Genomic DNA, 16,905 nt, shown 5'->3' with positions numbered 1-16,905 from the left:
GTCGAAATGTCTAGAGATCGACTTCGCTCATGCCGGCTTCGACGAGACGAGCGTGCAGTCGTTCCGACTGATGGCGAAGGAATTGGCGAAAGCCTCCACCGCCGCGCCACCACGATGGCTTGAAGGCCGCTTCCCGACGTGTCGCGAATTGGCACCTCGAGGACTTCGTTGTTCGTGAGAGCCATAATGGCTTTAGGGAGGCCTGCTCGCGCGACTTCAAGCGCCTCGACGGCGGAGGGCAGGCCAAGCCCGACATACCGGATGACTCGATTGCTGTAGCGAAGCACTTCAATATAGACACAAATGGAGATCAAAGTGCATCACTGGGCAAGAATCGACTTGAGCCATTTGGCAACATTGGAGTCCGTTTTGTCGTCGAGACGCACGTGCCAATTCGAGTACGATTGGCTGTCGTGCCAGCCGGTAGAATTCACGCCTACGACGATATTTGGTTTACCTTTCCGGAACACGGGAGCGCCCGAATCTCCGGGACACAAGGTCGGTCCACCGCGAAGATTCGCGTCCGTGAAAAAGAGAACCTTCTCGATCTTCTTTCGCAGCGCCGCGGAGATCGGCGGGGGAGGCGGATTAAGGTCGGGATCGGGTGTGGTCGCCCGGAGGGACGGAACGGCCTTCGCGCCTGCGTAACGCAATTCGGGGCGTTCGTTGAACTGCATACAGTCCTCCCCGTAGCCCTGCAGGGTCAGTGCATCTCCTGATCGGACGACGCTATAATCGATTTTGGCGGAGGGAATGTCTTTGATCTTCTCCGCCGATTCTACCGTCAGCAGTATCACGGCCAGGTCCGATCCTCCGCCAGTCGCCTCCGGGTATTTCGCGTACGCGGGCTCGAGCACCGTCTTTTCCACGGTGACTTTCTCGTACCCGAGTTCGAGCGCCGTTTGCTCCTTCGTCACGAAGCATGCGGGTTCATTCCGAGTACATCCAGGAGGGACGAGTTTCGCTTTGTTGGACACATAAAGCGTCCCGCCCGATTTGAATGGCTCTTCGATCTTCCCGCTCTCGTTCAACGAGCAATGCCCAGCAGTCAAGATGTGACGCGGCCCCACCTTCGTAGCCGTGCACTGTACCTTCAATGTCGAAAGATGGATCGTCGAAGCAAATTGCCCTTCGGCAGCGATCGGGGGCGCGACGCCATCCTTTCCGGAGAGCGGGGACTCGACTTCATCGGTCTCGTCGGCGTCTTGCGGTGCGCCCGCGCACCCGAGGGAGACCATCATCGTTGTAAGAATAGTGCAAATTGAAAACTTCAAGTTCGACACAAGCTTGCCCTTTCATTGATACACGTTACAAGCAAAAATCGCCGCGACGTCGATCATCTGTATAGCTGGCGCACCTCCACAGTGCCATCTCGTATCGGTATCGATATGTATCCGTCTTGCCATTTTAGCTACCATCGATCGCTTGTGGGGCGTCGGCCCGGTGGCTTGCCGCCAGCATGTAGCCCACACCGCGCACGGAGACGATGAGCGTCGGTCGCTTCGGATCGTCTGCCAATTTGCGGCGGAGACGCGAAATGCGCAAATCGATAGATCGATTCAATCCGTCGTAGCGAATGCCCCGAATGGCGCCCAAAAGATCTTCGCGGTGGACGACCTCCCCCGCCCTTTTCGCAAGAATCTCGAGCAGTTCGTATTCGGAGCACGACACCGATATAATCGCACCGCGATACATCACCGAACGACGCGCCGGGTCGATGCACAAGTCTCCAACCGCAATCCATTCGCGCTCGCTGCTCGGAGGCTTTCGCTCGCCCGTTCGTCGAAGATGAGCGCGCAAGCGGGCGACCAGCGCACGCGGGCGAATCGGTTTGGTCAGGTAGTCGTCGGCACCGACTTCCAGGCCCATCACTTCGTCGATCTCATCGACTCGTACAGTCATCATGACGATGATGCCATCGTAGTGTCTTCGGATCTCCCGACACAGAGACAGGCCATCGCAACCGGAGAGCCCGACATCTAGGAGCACGACATCGGGGATCTCTCGCCGAATACGGTCGAGAGCAACGTCACCGCGGCCCACGATCTCTACCTGAAATCCGTGCTCGTCGAGGTACGAGCGCACGACGTCGGCCAGACCACCATCGTCTTCAATGAGCATAACAGAAGTTCGGCGGGTTGCTGCCGTCGTGGCGAGTTCGCCCTTTTTATGTCGCCGGTGTTTCGCTTCGCAGGGAGGCACTTCAGCCGATTCGGGATCATACAGACCCAGACTCTCGGCCACTAAAAAACCAGACATATGCCATCATCGTGTGCTTGGTGAGAAATAGAAATTCCTCGGCGCGGGTCGCTCTTCTCCGCAAGCAGGACGTTGGATGCGACGAGAAGGTTCGGATCGATGCGCTCAGGGTCAAGCCGAGGGTGGGACGGTCCACTGAGACGGTTGGGAGCATTGCGAATGCAATATCCATCTCGTGCGCAATAACCACTTGACCAATCTTGCGACAAACCACGTACTTTCGAACGCATTGGTTACTTGGATATCGGCGATAGGCATGCGAGACCGCTTGCATGAAAGGTGCACCGATCCTGGTTAAACTACAGCCTCGCGCCATCCAGTGTACCCGGCGGAGATGGTACCGATGTGTACTAGTTTATAACGCCCAGCGTGCCATCCGTTCAAGCTGCTGGCTTTGCGAGCTCATTAGCGCACGAGCTTCAGTTTGCGGCGCTCTCGATTCGCGAAGACTATCGCGCCGGCTCACAATGACGAGTCGTACGCTCGATAAACGCTCGCACGATATTCTCGTATGCAAGGGGATCTGCGTTCCACGACTCTACATGTCCGTCAGCATGGAATTCACGATATTCCATAGGCCAGTTGTGTTGAGCTGCGGCGGCGGCAAAATCGCGCGAAAGCTGTGCCGGAACCTCGAGGTCACCGTCCCCATGCAGCAGCAGCGCTGGAGGTCGTATTTTCGGAGGGTACGTGAGCAGATCGAGCTGATCGGATTTGATTTCGGTGCGCCAGTCGACGATCTTACCGGTTAGCCAAGCCATGATGCTGGGCAGATGGTGCTGCTCGTTCGCATATGCTGCGACTTTCGACATGCTACTGGGAGGGGCATCAAGCACGACCGAACAAACCTGTTCCGCCAGTGTCGAGTTCCGCAGTAACTGGCCAATGATTTGACCACCCATGGAACCACCGTAGAGAAGCAGACCGTGTGCCCCCTTCTCCTCCGCAACGCGCATGACGGCTTCCAGGTCGCGCCACTCGGATTCGCCAAGATGCATCAAGCCATCGGAGGATGCAGGAGCTCCAAGATCGTTGCGATAGGTACTTACGAGCACCGGTAGCCCCAACTGATGAAGCATGGGAGCGACGAAGAGCATGGAACTGCGACTCCCGTTTTGCCCATGCACTACGATAGCCCAGGTTCTAGCGGTAGCGGCCGCCGGCACATACCATACGGGCGTGGGGCCAAGCTCCGTCGGCACCATTATTTCGGAAAACTCGAGACCAAGCCCTGCCGGATCGGTCGGCACTTTGGCGCTGAACCGTACGATGGCTCCGGTTGCGGGCACCCTATCGCCGAGCAAAAGACGTTCTACTCGGTCCGACGAAGAAGAGGTGATGTCTCCGACTGTTGCGAAACCTCCCTCCCAGGTCAGCCAGAACACACCGGGTCGACGCGTAGTCACTGTGGCGGGCAAAGTGACTCGGTGCGTGCCATTGTCGTCCTTGACAACGAGAACAGGGATCCCATCTGGATGCTGCGAATGCACCGGCTTGATGGCTTGATCACTAGCGTACCAGGCGACGCGACCGACGATTGGAGTCGCCACAATGACCATGAAGGCCATCGCGATTCGTAAGCACGGTCGACGCATTGGAAAGCGTCTACGTAACGTTCTCTGCGCCACGCCCATTTTATGCGCCAACGCCATCGAGTATCCGGCGCACCGAACGCAGACATGGCGCGCGAAAGTCTTGCTTCGACAAACTGATGTGGCCCGCTTGATAGAGCTGAACTAGCCCTTGGACGCCCGACACAAATACCAGTGTGACCTCCAGAGCGTCGTCCGATCGGAGTAGTCCCTCGTGGATTCCCTGCTCAATGACTCTCATGATGGGGCTATACGTCCGAGAACCGCACCCACGAAAATCAGTTGGAAAGCATCGCGCCTCTTCTCTACGTGTAGTGTGGAGGAAGGTGTAGAGGTGCGGCCGAGCAAGAGCTAAATCGAGAAACGCATCGAGCAACTTCGCAAATCGTTCATCGAAACCCACCACCTCGGCAGGCTTGCTCCAAGCCTTACCCAGCTCTTCGAAACTAACACCTGCGATTGCATTCAAAAGCACCTCGCGATTGACGTAGTGTTTATGGATCGCCATCGAACTTGTCCCCACGACGTCGGCCATGCGGCGGACTGTCACCGCCTCGACACCTTCTTTCATTAAAAATTTCTTTCTGCCAAAAGCGATACGGGCTGCCGTTTGACTCTCTGCCATCGTCTACGAAGTCGCGTATATGATGTACACCACAAACACTAAAGTACAAATAATTAAATCGAAGAACGTCGGGCCTCTACGACGCGTCCCATAAAGGTTTTTTCTTGCGACACATCTGCTCATGGCAAGATGCCGACATATACGAAATGTCACATCGGGGCGCTCTTGCGAATGCGTCCGGTCGCAACGCGGGCCGAGCATCATACTCTCGATGTCGCCCCATGCTCCCCGCGGAACGAGCGCATGACGCCGGTTAGTCCCCCATCGCCTTCGACGGACATGACGGAAGCTCCAGAGATCGGTATGCGATAAATTGCGGACCACACCTGCCAAATCGCGGTCAAGTATCAAACAAATGTTCCCACTGGATCTCGCATCACGCCATAGATTATCGACACTTGGCCGGAGTTACCTCTCGCGGTCCTATATGTCAATTGAATCAAAGCAAGCCGCAAGTCAGTCGCGAAAGAGAATGAGGCAAGAAGATCCTGCGCGTAGTCGGTGTCATACCACACTCGACATGTGTAGCCTGTTAGCTCGCGCAGACCGGCAGCAAAATCGTAGCGATATGTGACTTCTTGAACGGGGTGACTGCCTCGATTACTGCAAAACTTGTTGCTACCTGCTAGGCCAAGTGACGATTCTATTGACGGAAGCAGTAGAGGTGCGCGGAACTCCGGCACTCCTGAAACGCGTTCGCCGTCCATTTCCCGTCGATGTCCGTGTAGTGTCCCCCTGAGCCAAAGCTCGGAGATCCACCGCCGTCGGATTGCTCCCAGCCCGAGCAGTTCTCCCGTCCGTTGTCGGTTCCGTCGGGCTCCGTGCCGGTCCAGGCCATGGCCGGACCAGCAATCTCGAGATGATTTCCACTTTCGTCCACGTCGATCGGTGCTGCAAGGTAGTAAAGCAGGTCGTTCCAGTTCTGAGCGATAACCGTACCGTCCGTTCGAACGTAGGGGGCGTCGCTGCGTGTGAATCGATGCAGCGGATCCTGGCCTCGGAAGCTGCTCAACCAGGCGCGATAGGTTCCAGGTAGCGGATGCCTTGCCGCTGCCGCAAGCTCCTGGCACTTGGCGTCGGCGCCTTCCAGACCACCAAGCTCACCCTTGAACGTCTTACTCGTCACGAATACGAACTTCGCGTCGGAGGGTGAAGGACCTGGGGTACCACACGCGGTAGCGTTCGGTGCGCACGCGGCACAAAGTCCAGACGCCGTATCGCAGACGGGCTTGCCGGGCCATTCGCAATCTGAATCCGAAAAGCAGGTAACGCATGCTGTCTGTTCAGGATGTGCAGCGCGGGCCTGACGAAGCCCGGTGATGCACCCTTGTCGGCAGACGGATACGTCTTTCTGCTTCCAACATGTCCCTCGTTCGCCGTAAGCATCAATCGTTGCCCCGAGTAATGTCGGCTCGCGCGTGGATATGCATTGGATCCAGGTAGCGCAGACGCTGAATGCGTTGCTTGATGAATTGCCCGAACCTCCGTCGAACGGGTTTGGATTGCCTCCGGAATCAGGCGGAGGCTGCCCCGCGTTCGAAGCGGGGTCCGAGGAGCTCGCGCTACATGCGGTGACGGTCGTTGCCATGAGGAATGTCCAAGTTCCTCGAAAAGCGCGAGGGCTGTATCGCAGGTTCGTTTGCAAGTAACTTCACCTTTCGTTGACGGACGCGAGTCGACAATCGGTACGACGTCCGCCCCGTATGATAGCTAGAGCGCACCTTCGCGCCGTCTCTAGTTCGTATCGATGTGTATCGATGGCATCTATCCACCACATTATTTCATCCATACCCGTCCGCTTGCGGATTGTCCGCTCGATAATCAGTGCCCGCATGAAGCCCACGCCACGCGCCGAAACGATGAGCGTCAGCCGAACGGCTCGTCTCAGAGTTTGCGGCGCACTTGCGAAATGCGTAAATCGAAGAAACGATCCAGTCCGAATGGCGAATACCTCACACGGCATCGAAAATCTCTTCGCGCGGCAAGAAAACGGACTTGCGATCAATTCTCAGAGAAAATGGGTCAGCCCAATTGCGCGATGGATCACTTCAGGCGGCATTTAGGCGATGCGCGGCGCCCAATGGCCGTGAAAGTGCACGGGATGTGCGTGCGGGTCGTGGCCGTAGCCACGGGGCCATCGGCCACGCGGCGCGCGTCGAAGATCTCGAGCGCGGCTGGGCCACGGTTGTTAACTGTTTCTACCAAGAGCCAGCCATCGTTTCGGCGGTTCCATTGGGACGAGGCGCGAACGTCGACTCGAGAGCCCAATGCCCAGGGGCCGAAGTCGAAAACGTCGGTGCGGTCTGTCTCCACGTCGAGTTTGGCCACGGCGCGCCACAGAATGCTAGATTCGGGGGTGAACAGGTGGTACGCGTGCCGGTAGGAGCGCCCCACGCGAGAGGGGGCTATCATCGGAAATTCTTGCCATGGCAGTGTAGCGTGGCGTTTCGTTGTTTGCGTTCCGGCGACCAAGTCGATGACGGTGCGGCGGAATGCCCCCGGTGCCCCGGTCTTTCGCGTCTCGCCGTTCATGATGATTTTGAAATAGGCATCGTCTCCCAGGAAATGCCACGTGATCATCATAGCCAATCCAAAGATCGTTCGGCGCTAGTGGTCCACGTGTCGTAGAGAAATGTGCCCGCGGCCGTTTCCTCGGCGAAGCGTGGCGTCTGGACGAAGCGGTTCTGAAACTCGATGCCCGCATCGGTGAAGCGCGAGGCGATGACCATCCCATCACCGTCGAGGAGCGTCGCGATGCGGGCTGCACCGCGCTTGAAGATGCCGGGCCCATTGCGATAGAGCGTGCCGCGAAGGTCGCGCGGCATGGTGCGGGTAAGTGTCGCGGCGTAGCGTTGCTCCTCAGCCAGGTTGGCGGTGAGTCCACCAAGGAAGAGCGGGGCCCCGGCGCCGCTACCCGCATCCCGAGGTGCGCCAGCGCCGTTGCCACTGACGGCGCAGCCACCAAGCATGCGCCCCAGCACCAAGGATCGACCATCAGGGCGGTGAGCGATGGAAGCTCGCGTCGTCGGATCATGGCGCCCGAACAGAGCAAGGGATGTGCCGCTAAGATTTCCGCTGGTTTGACGTTCGTTCGAGGTGTCCGCGGACAATGGAGGCCGTGGACAATTGTCCGCGCCGAACAGTCAAGCCAGGCGTGAGGTTCGCATCCGATTGTTTTCGTTGCGCGTGCACGCGAGTCCGATGCTCCTGCCACCACGCCGCGGCGTCTCCGGCGGACCATGCCTGCACGGCGACCGAGGCGAGCTCTCGCACGACCGAGGCCGCTGTTGGACGCTCCTCTTCCGCTTTGGCCAGGCAACGAAGCAGCAGATTCTCGAGGGCCTCGGGCACCGGGAACGGGGATCGCTCCGATGGCCTTCGTGCGACCGCGTGCAGATGGCGCGAGCCGATCTCCAGGATCGATTTTCCGGGGAATACCGGCTCGCCGGTGAGCATGAAATATCCGATCCCTCCCAGCGCGTACACGTCCGCTGGCGGGCCGACTACCGCCGGATTCAGTACCCCCTCGGGCGCGAGGTAGAGCGGGGTTCCGACGATGCCGAGATGGCTCTGACTCGGTTTTCCTTCGCGCTCGAACGATTCGGCCAGACCGAAGTCGAGCACCTTGACGAAATCGAAGAGCCCCCCCTGATTGCACAAGACGACGTTCGACGGTTTGACATCGCGATGAACGGAACCGACGGAGTGCGCCTCATCGAGCGCTCCTGCAATCTGCATGAGAATCTTAGCGACCCGCTCGGGCGGCATTGGTCCGGTAGCGTCGATGGTATCCTGCACCGTCTCGCCGTCGAGGAGCTCCATGGCGTAGTAGAAGATCCCCTCGGGCGTGCGTCCGTAGTCGAAGATGGTCACCGTATTAGGATGTGAGAGGCGCGCGGTGTGCTGGACCTCGTCTTCGAAGCGCGCAATTCGCGGCGCCGTCGATGCGCTCGCCGGAAGAAGCTTCACGGCGGTGGGCCGACGAAGCATACCGTGGCGGGCGCGATAGACCACGCCCATGCCACCTTCGCCGATCTTTTCCTCGAGCGTGTACTCTCCGCACTGGAGCGCCTCGCGGACCTGAAGGCGAAGGCCATAGATGGTGCTAGTAGCAAGCGTAGCGAGGCACGTGGTCATGAGCCACCACGCAAAAATGCCCATCATGGTGCCGAAATAGGGCGACGCCTTCGCGCCGAAGACGTCGTGCGTGGCAACGTTCAACAGAGGCGACGCAGACAGGAAGAGCCCCGCCGCACTGACGCCCGTGAGCCAGAGCGTTCGTCGTGGCGAACTCGGAATGAACACCGCACGAGCCATAACGATGTAGTTCAACGCCAAGAGCACGATGTATTGGCCAGCAGTGGGGCCGTGTTCCCGGCCGGGCGTGACACCACCCGAGAGGGTAAGGGCGTATCCCATGGCGGAGAGCGCCAGCGTGGAAACGAGAATTCCGATGGCCTCCAGGCATCGCAAAAAACGTAAGGAGCGTGGACGCCCGCGGGCAATCCACCATATCGCCAGGAGTGGCACGCACGCGGCCACGTGAGCTGCCCAAGCGACGACGTCCTGTACGTCCGCCAGGCTCGACGGGATCCATTTCATGCCGCGAACGATCATGGCCAACACGTCGAACAACCCGACCACCAAGCCGAACTGTCCGATACGGCGTTGAAGGAACGCCAGGCTCTGCTCGTTGTCGCGTATCATGTTCGCGTGAGCGTGAGCTTGCCGCGGGGATCCGAAGAGGCTTCGGGACCTGGCAAACGAATCCAGACCTCAAGCCCACCACCCTCTCGGGTCTGCAGGCGCAGGACGCCGCCGTGGGCTTCGACGATTTCGGAGGCAATGGGGAGTCCGAGCCCGGTGCCATTGTCCTTGGTGGAGAAGAAAGGGACGAGCGCGTGCTTCAAAACCTCGGGCGACATGCCCGGGCCGCGATCGAGCACGCCGAAACGTAGGCCGGAGGGAAGAACCGGTTCCACGCGAAGGGTCACCCCGTGTGCCGAGCCGGACGACTCGATGGCGTTCTTCAAAAGGTTGATGAGAGCCTGTTCGATCTGCCCGACGTCAAACTGGACCGTCGCCTGGGAAAGCTCCCCGTCTACGGCGACCTCGGGAAAGAGGCTGCCCAATCTCTCCACGAAGGGGGCGAGCTCCACGTATGCTTTGCGCGGGGCGGGGAGACGCGCGAATTCGGCGTAGCGGTGGACGAACGACTCGAGGTGCTCGGCGCGGCCGGCCACGGTATCGAACACCTTGGTGAGGCGGCTCTCTTCGGGGACGCCACGGATGAGGGTGCGGCCGGAGTTTACGAGGCTCTTGATAGGAGCCATCGAGTTGTTCAACTCGTGGGTGAGCACGCGCAAAAGCCGCTTCCAGAGGTCGACCTCTTGTCGATAAAGCTCGCGGCTCAAGTTGTTGACCACGACCAGCACCACCGACTCCCCGTCGAGCTCCATGTGGCGCTTGGCGAGGTGATAGGTCTGCCGCTGCTGGTTTTCGTCGTAGATGGAGAAGAGCTCGTCCCCTTCGCCGAGGATGGCGCGGCGCAGGGCCTCCGGGGCGCGGCCGAGGCGGTTGAGAAAATTGCCGCCGTCCGGATGGGCACCGTCGAAGAAGAGAGCGCGTGCGGCCTCGTTGGCGTAGAGAATTTGCCCAAGGCCGGTGAAGAGGACAATGGCCATCGGCACCGACTCGACCAGCGTCTTCAGGAGGCGCTCGCGTTCGGCTAGCTCCTTCTCGCGCGCCTCTAGGGCGATGCCCAGCTGGGTGGCTTTCATCTCGACGTGCGACTTGCGCCACGAATACATGGCCAACGATGCCGCGAGGGCCACGGCTAGGCAGCCGACGCCAATGAGCAGTGCCGAAGCGAGCGCCCCGGCGCCTGTCTGGATGGCATAGGCGCATGCGGCGGACGCAAACGCGGATGTGGCCGTCGTCGGCAGCAGCCGTGCAGCCTTCCACGAGGTGCTCATGGGATTTTGAGCCGCCGTTGGACGGAAAGACCAAGGCGCTCCATGCGGCGGTAGAGGGCCTGGCGGCTCAGGCCGAGCTCGGACGCGGCCCGCGACACGTTACCCTCATTGCGGGTCAGCACCTCTTCGAGGGTGGCCCGCGGGATGTCCCCTTCCTCCGAGGACGAGCCTGAAACGATGCGGGCGGGCGCGCGAGGGAGCGCCAAATCCGGGGGCTCGAGACGTGGTCCTTTGGCCACCAAGGTTGCGCGCTCCAAGCGATTGCGAAGCTCGCGCACGTTACCGGGCCATGCATGCGCGTGCATCGCACGGACGGCGTCTTCACTTAGCTCGAACGGACCGCCGCTGCGTCCCGCAAGGATGGCACACGCCAGCGCGGCCACATCGTCCGGCCTCTCCGCGAGCGGCGGGACGCGCAGCTCGATCACATTGAGCCGGAAGTAGAGGTCTTCGCGGAAGCTCTTCTGCGCGATGGCTTCACGCAAGTCTGCGTTGGTCGCGCTCAGGATGCGCACGTTTGCTTTGCGTGGCGTCGCGCTTCCCAGACGTTGGTAATCGCCGGTCTCGAGGACGCGCAGAAGCTTTATTTGGCCGGCCAGTGAGAGATTGCCAATCTCGTCGAGAAACAGCGTGCCGCCGTCGGCCGCCTCGAAGAGGCCAATTCGCATTTTGCCCGCACCTGTGAACGCCCCCGCCTCGGCACCAAAAAGCTCCGCCTCGATAAGGCTGTCCGGCAAGGCGCCGGCGTTCACGCGCACGAAGGGTTTGCCTTTGCGGGCCGAGTTTTGCTGGATGATTTCGGCGAGCTTCTCTTTTCCCGAGCCGTTGGGGCCGGTGATGAGCACCGGTGAATCGGAACGCGCCGTGTGTACTGCCAGCGACACCACCTCGTGCATGGCACGGCTCGCATAGACGACGCCGCACAGGTCGAACGACGTTCCCAGCTCGCCGCGAGCACGGGCCACGGCTCCCACGAGCGCTTCATTTTGCTGCGACAGGCTATGCAGGCGCAGGAGATTCGAAACGGCCAACGTCAGCTTGCGGTCGTCCCAGGGCTTTTCGATGTAGTCGTCGGCGCCCTCCTTTACGAGCATCACCGCCGTCTCAAGGCAGGTCCAGGCGGTCATCAAGAGCACGGGTATCTGCGGATTCAGCGCGCGAATGGCGCGAAAGAGCTCGACCCCTTCCTCGCCCGATGTCGTGCCGTGCGAAAAATTCATATCTTGAACGACCACCGCAACGCCACCTCGCTGCACACGGACGAGCGCTTCCTCGGGGGAGGACACCGATTCGAACTCCATGCCCGCGAGTTCGAAAAGCATCTCGAGCGCAGTTCGAACCGCTTGCTGGTCGTCGACAATCAGAACCTTGCCCATGCGAACCATTACCGCATCCGGACGCGTTGGCAACCACCGTCGCAAACGTCTGCAAAGGCGAAATCCGCGAACAAGCGCCGTGGATGAAGCAGCGTGCAGTGTCTGCGTCCATCCGTACGGACACTTGTCCGCGGACGCTACCGTTCAACGGCGCATTGGCTGCCGTTCGCCGTAGGCGAGGAGCGCCACACCTATTCCAGAACCGAGCTGCATGCGGGAAGCATCTCGCCGCGCTCGGGGTATTACGAGATCGGATGACGCCGTATCGCACGAAACATGAGTACGACATTGCGGTCATGGACGATCTCGCGTTGTTCGAACAGCAGCGCCGGCAGAGGCGTCGCCGGTGGCTCACGAGCGTCGGAGCCGTCGCCGGACTGGCGGCTTTGGTGGGCGGACTCGTTGTGCACGAGCGGCACGCCCGCCGCGTGGAGAGACAGTGTGGTCAGCGAGCAGGCCGTACGTGGCCAGTATCCCGGGGCCCTTCAGGATGCTCCCGAATTCGCGTTCGTGCCGTCGCTGAAGATGGACAGCCACTGAGCGGAGTGGAGGTACAAACGGTCGCCTCTCACTGGGCCGGACCAACAGGTGCCTTCTCCATCGAGGGAGGACACCAACAGGCGCATGCCAGCAAGACGGTGGTCACCGATGCGGCAGGGATGGCATCCGTGTGCAACGCAGCAACTGCAGCCGAAGACGAGAGAGCGCGGATCGATCAGGTCCCCTTCTCTGCCTCACCTTGGTACGGGGGATTGGGGTCTGCACGCGCCGGCCGGGTAGACAACCTGGTCGTGATTGCGCACCGACCAGGCTGGCCGCGCGCAGTGGCTCGCCTTGGAAAACCTTTGCTCGTACCGGGTGCATCCTCGGATCGTCCGCTAGAGATTGTGCTCGGGCCCCCTCGAGACATCCAACTCGATGTGCGGTCGCGTTGCGTGCCAGAAGGGAACGAAAGTGACGTTCGACAGCGGTTCAACGCTAGATCAGCCTCGCGTAGAGCGTGACTCTGGCAACTTTCATGAGCGTGAAAGGTATGGGACCATTTCCGTACGCCGCGAGGGCCGAGTGTTGCGGGACATCGATGACGCTCCAGTTCGACGGACGAGATGCGCGCGGTACGCTCCGTTTCGATAGGACGCGGATCACGCTGAAGGCTCCAGGGTTCGAGAGCGGAAGCGTCGATATCCTCGTTCCGCCTCCCAGCAGGCGCTCGGTCCAGACGGCGACCCTGGGATTCTGAAGGAGCCGCCACCACGGAGGTGCCCGAGGGAGCCCAGCACTGCGTCAAGGTTCAGAAGGGGGCCAAGTGCGATGTTGCGCTGCTTTCCCCGGGGGCAGACAATCCACGTCCGCTTGCATTCGGTAACGCGCATTCGGTCGCGACGTGCGGGTCCTGTCCGCAGCCAGCGGCCGCGCGCTCCACTGCCGTCGGCACGCTCAGTGTCTCGGCGTTGGCCCTGGGCGATGAAACAAGCTCTGCGCTGCTCACCGACGGCACCGTCCGGTATTGGGGTGAGAACGAGATGGGGATGCTCGGTGACGGCTTGGGGATGACGCAACCGGTTCCCGTCAGGGTCGAAGGCCTCAGCGACGTGCAGGAAATCGGCGTGGGCAACCGGCACGCGTGTGCACGTAAGCGCGATGGCTCGATCTGGTGCTGGGGTGACAACAGCCGCGGGCAGCTTGGTAATGGAACGAGCAAAGGCCACGGAAGCGTCCCCCGACAAGTGAGCAGTCTGGTGGCAACTTTCTCTTTCTGTCGGGAGCTTCCATAACTGCGCCATATCAAAAGACCGACAGGTCCTATGTTGGGGCTGGAACGACTACCGGCAATTGGATGTGGGTGATCGCGATATGAGGTCAACACCAACGATGGTGAATGGTCTACCCAACTCAGAAGAAGTACGGGCTGGCCATTTCCATACGTGCGCCCGTCTTCAAGGTGCTGGCTTGTGGTGCTGGGGCTGGAACTCCCATGGCTAGATTGGCGATGGAAGTGAAGGCGAGTCCGTGTTCCGCGACACGCCGGTCGAGGTCAAGACGATCAGGGAAGCGACCAACATGATCCTTGGGGGCCATCATACTTGCGTTCTGGTCGGCAAGGGCGAGCTGATGTGCTGGGGTCAGGGCACGGGTACCCACACGTGCGCGCTCAAATGACGGCCGCTCGCTACTCGAGATCTGCCGCGAGTGCACCGCATCTATTTCGATTCAAGAAATAGCCCCTTGGCCGTCGCGACGATGGTCGAGTTCTCGACCTGAAAGGCAGCCATAAAAAGATGGCGGGAGCGGGGACCATCTGGGGGGGCTCTCTTCTCGCTCCTGGACGCGGGGCCCCGAGTCCTTCGGAATACGCACTGATTCAGGAGCGCGAGGCCAGCCGCGGCCTTAGGATGTCGCGCAGCAGGGACTATGCTCCAATAAACAGCTAACGAGGCTCAGCGCGTCGACATGCCGAAGAAGATTTCTCCAAAGTAGATGCGCCTGGTGCCAGTTCGCAGGGCCATGGGGCCCCCCCTTCGCAGGGTCATGGGGCCAGGGAGATAGAGCGAACGACCATGAGCAGGATGCCGCGGATCGGGCTCAAAGTCCACAGGTCGAAAATCGTGTTCTCGAACATGGCGGATCCGAAGATTTTCGCAGGGCCATGGGGCCACCTCGACGGGCGACAACGACGAGAGCCGGCCGCCCGCCGAAGACTGGATCAGTGACGCCGGCGGGTTCGCGACCGTGGATGAATTTTTTGCTTCATCGCCGGTGCATCAGGCGCAGGAGCCGATGCATCGATGGTGGGCTTGAGGCGCGCGCGGTACGACTCGCCTTCGATGACGAAATCGTAGGCGGAGTTCTTGAATCGATCGACAGCGCTCTGCGCAAGCAGCACGTCGTCGAACATCGCGAGCCATTCGGCGGTGTCTCGATTTGAAGTGATAATCATGGACGCGCGACCGGTGCGCTCCAAAAAAGCTGGTAGACATCCTTGCTCTCTTCCTTCGACATTGGCTCCAGAGCAAAGTCGTCGAGGATCAAAAGAGCGACCGTCGTAAGCGCGGTCATTTCGGCGTCACGTGAGTTGTCGAAGCGGCTCTGACGAAGACGACGAAGCGTCTCGTCGGCGCGCGCGAAGATCACGTTGTAGCCGTCCTGCGAAAACTCGGTCCGGGGTGGCCCCATGACGCCGCGAAAATCTCGTCAAGCCTCCCTCGCCGGTGGCCCCTTCATGCTGCGAAAGGGTGGCCCCATGATGCTGCGAAAAACTGCTTCAAGTGGCCCCATGCCCCTGCGAACTGGCACGCCTGGCCGATCTGACGCAAACATCCGCGCGGATACCATCAGGCGGGCGATGAATCGGACGATATCACCCAAGGCTGCAGCGAGCCTTCATTCGAACGTTATCGTGCGACATCGCAGAAAGTGGGGTCAGTACCAAACTGACACTCCCACCTCCCCGATGTTCGTAGTTCCTGCGCGCCCGTCCGCCTCGTCTACTTCCGGACCTCGCTAGAACGAATACCCGAGCGCAAAGAGGAAGCGCGGACGAACACCGCCGCCGGCGACGACGGCGCTGGCGAGGTTCAGGTTGTCCGTGTTGATATCCTCACTAGTTTTCGTGTACTGAAGGCCGAATCCACCGCCGACTACGATCCCCGGGCCGATCACCGCTTGCCCGCCGATGTCCAGGGCGGCGCCGTAGTTCAAGAAGGAGTCACTCGATTTGCTCTTCGATGCGTCGGCGTTGCCCGAGCTCTGGCTGTACGAAGCAAAGAGGAGCGAGGGGCCAACGAAGAAACCATTCGCGCCTTTGGTACCGGTGTAAAACCGATAACCAAGTTCGCCGCCGAAGCCGTTTAGCGAGCCGGCGTCGACGTCTTGCCCATTCAAGCTGACAGTGACCGGAATGTGTGCGAAGAACGGATTCAACGTGATGGCATGGTGCGGCATCGGGAGGTATTCGCCCTGGATGCTGTAACGCCCGATGCCGATGGCGAGCGGATTAATTACGAGGGCCACCCGCTTGAAATCGGACCGTTCGCCCTCGGCCCGCGGGGCATCCTTCGGAATCGAGGTCGCATCCTGCGCGCTCGCGGCGAGACTGAAAAGGACAACGACCGAAGACAAAAAGAGTGCAGCGAGGAGCGGCGAACGATGAAAACGCATGAGAGCCTCCGAAGAAAGACGATAAAATGTCGCGCTGTGCGATGAGTTGCATTTAAACTTAATTTCACATTTACGCAGAGACATATTGGTTAGAACGTCGTCATGACCCCATCCAACGATCCGTAAAGAACGAATGCGACGAAGATACCGTTATGGTTTGCCCCAGTGATTCGCATTTGCAGCTTCTGGTTCAACCGTCCCCTGAGTAGTCGCAATTCACACACATTCAAATTCTTCAAAAAAAAGAAGAAACCCGGCTCGTGTAGCGTGTCTTGTGAACCGCAACCCAGTCCACAGACTGGGCGCGTTTTCATCATCGAAAGACTAGGCCACCTTGTTTCTCGATAGTTCACACGAGGCATACAACCAAACCATTGAATTACCACAATCTCGTATAACGTCGCATTTCATTCAGCAGACGACATCGACGCTGAGGGCACAAAGGGCTGCCACGATGCGATGAAAGCACACAGGAAGATAGCCTCGCGAGCTCCAACCACTAGTAACGAATTAGTCAAACAATGCGATTGCCCCCTGCGGTGCTGGGACTGAGAGAGCCCATCAGCGATTGAAGAATCCTTCCCCGACGTGCCAAGCATTGGCTCCTCGAGTCCTTCATTGTTGATGAGCGGTGTGACGCCTTTGGCGAGCTCTGTTTGCGCTGCCCGGAGTATTACGACGGCGGATGGTAGGTCGAGCTCGAGCTACCGCATGATTCGGTTGTTGTAACCAAGTATCATGCTCGGCGTAATAATATCGCAAACAGGATATCTGAAGGCTACCACGAACTCGTCCTTTCGTTGATATATACATGTACAAACGAGAAGTCGCTGCGACGTCGATCGATATATAGCTGCAGCGCATCCACGATGCCGTCTCGAATTGGTATCGAAATGTATCTTGCTTTGCCATTTACCCGC

Annotated in this window: 11 protein-coding genes and 1 pseudogene; all 12 read right to left on the bottom strand. The window is 59.7% G+C overall.

Annotated features, from left to right (window positions below; all coding sequences use genetic code 11):
* Positions 1-320 precede the first annotated feature (320 nt).
* Positions 321-1,238, bottom strand: coding sequence for a trypsin-like serine protease (locus LVJ94_06955; protein ID WXB10690.1), 918 nt, complete (start codon positions 1,236-1,238; stop codon positions 321-323).
* 169 nt (positions 1,239-1,407) lie between these two features.
* Positions 1,408-2,244 carry a response regulator transcription factor gene (locus LVJ94_06950; GenBank protein WXB06972.1) on the bottom strand — a complete coding sequence of 279 codons (837 nt, stop codon included), beginning with the start codon at positions 2,242-2,244 and terminating at the stop codon, positions 1,408-1,410.
* Between the two features lie 464 nt (positions 2,245-2,708).
* On the bottom strand, positions 2,709-3,827 hold the full coding sequence (locus LVJ94_06945; GenBank protein WXB06971.1) for a prolyl oligopeptidase family serine peptidase: 1,119 nt from the start codon (positions 3,825-3,827) through the stop codon (positions 2,709-2,711).
* 67 nt (positions 3,828-3,894) lie between these two features.
* Positions 3,895-4,476 (bottom strand): WHG domain-containing protein, encoded by a 582-nt coding sequence (locus tag LVJ94_06940; GenBank protein WXB06970.1) that lies wholly within the window; start codon positions 4,474-4,476, stop codon positions 3,895-3,897.
* A gap of 643 nt (positions 4,477-5,119) precedes the next feature.
* Positions 5,120-5,602, bottom strand: coding sequence for a DUF1554 domain-containing protein (locus LVJ94_06935; GenBank protein WXB06969.1), 483 nt, complete (start codon positions 5,600-5,602; stop codon positions 5,120-5,122).
* Positions 5,603-6,519: 917 nt separating this feature from the next.
* Positions 6,520-7,008: a carotenoid oxygenase family protein gene (locus LVJ94_06930; protein WXB10689.1), complete on the bottom strand. Its 489-nt coding sequence runs from the start codon at positions 7,006-7,008 to the stop codon at positions 6,520-6,522.
* 47 nt (positions 7,009-7,055) lie between these two features.
* The gene (locus LVJ94_06925) at positions 7,056-7,445 is read right to left on the bottom strand and encodes a carotenoid oxygenase family protein (GenBank protein ID WXB06968.1); all 390 of its coding nucleotides are present in this window, start codon (positions 7,443-7,445) and stop codon (positions 7,056-7,058) included.
* Between the two features lie 94 nt (positions 7,446-7,539).
* Positions 7,540-9,183 carry a serine/threonine protein kinase gene (locus tag LVJ94_06920; GenBank protein WXB06967.1) on the bottom strand — a complete coding sequence of 548 codons (1,644 nt, stop codon included), beginning with the start codon at positions 9,181-9,183 and terminating at the stop codon, positions 7,540-7,542.
* Positions 9,180-10,451 carry an ATP-binding protein gene (locus tag LVJ94_06915; protein ID WXB06966.1) on the bottom strand — a complete coding sequence of 424 codons (1,272 nt, stop codon included), beginning with the start codon at positions 10,449-10,451 and terminating at the stop codon, positions 9,180-9,182. The genes LVJ94_06920 and LVJ94_06915 overlap by 4 nt, the downstream gene beginning before the upstream one ends.
* Complete coding sequence (locus LVJ94_06910; protein WXB06965.1) at positions 10,448-11,827, bottom strand: sigma-54 dependent transcriptional regulator; 1,380 nt, start codon at positions 11,825-11,827, stop codon at positions 10,448-10,450. Before LVJ94_06910 ends, LVJ94_06915 begins: the two co-directional genes overlap by 4 nt.
* A 2,704-nt stretch (positions 11,828-14,531) precedes the next feature.
* Positions 14,532-15,001: pseudogene (locus LVJ94_06905) on the bottom strand (ATP-binding protein).
* 327 nt (positions 15,002-15,328) lie between these two features.
* On the bottom strand, positions 15,329-15,985 hold the full coding sequence (locus LVJ94_06900) for a hypothetical protein (GenBank protein WXB06964.1): 657 nt from the start codon (positions 15,983-15,985) through the stop codon (positions 15,329-15,331).
* Between the last annotated feature and the right edge of the window lie 920 nt (positions 15,986-16,905).

The sequence above is a fragment of the Sorangiineae bacterium MSr11367 genome (assembly GCA_037157805.1).
Taxonomy (GTDB): Bacteria; Myxococcota_A; Polyangia; order Polyangiales; family Polyangiaceae; genus Pendulispora; species Pendulispora rubella.
The sequence above is the reverse complement of the archived record's forward strand: the minus strand, read 5'-3'. Positions and strand labels throughout refer to the sequence as shown.

Coding starts and splice junctions, on each gene's coding strand:
- LVJ94_06915 (WXB06966.1), bottom strand. CDS start 10,451: ATGAGCACCTCGTGGAAGGCTGCACGGCTGCTGCCGACGACGGCCACA.
- LVJ94_06910 (WXB06965.1), bottom strand. CDS start 11,827: ATGGGCAAGGTTCTGATTGTCGACGACCAGCAAGCGGTTCGAACTGCG.
- LVJ94_06900 (WXB06964.1), bottom strand. CDS start 15,985: ATGCGTTTTCATCGTTCGCCGCTCCTCGCTGCACTCTTTTTGTCTTCG.
- LVJ94_06925 (WXB06968.1), bottom strand. CDS start 7,445: ATGCTTGGTGGCTGCGCCGTCAGTGGCAACGGCGCTGGCGCACCTCGG.
- LVJ94_06930 (WXB10689.1), bottom strand. CDS start 7,008: ATGAACGGCGAGACGCGAAAGACCGGGGCACCGGGGGCATTCCGCCGC.
- LVJ94_06920 (WXB06967.1), bottom strand. CDS start 9,183: ATGATACGCGACAACGAGCAGAGCCTGGCGTTCCTTCAACGCCGTATC.
- LVJ94_06940 (WXB06970.1), bottom strand. CDS start 4,476: ATGGCAGAGAGTCAAACGGCAGCCCGTATCGCTTTTGGCAGAAAGAAA.
- LVJ94_06945 (WXB06971.1), bottom strand. CDS start 3,827: ATGGCCTTCATGGTCATTGTGGCGACTCCAATCGTCGGTCGCGTCGCC.
- LVJ94_06955 (WXB10690.1), bottom strand. CDS start 1,238: ATGGTCTCCCTCGGGTGCGCGGGCGCACCGCAAGACGCCGACGAGACC.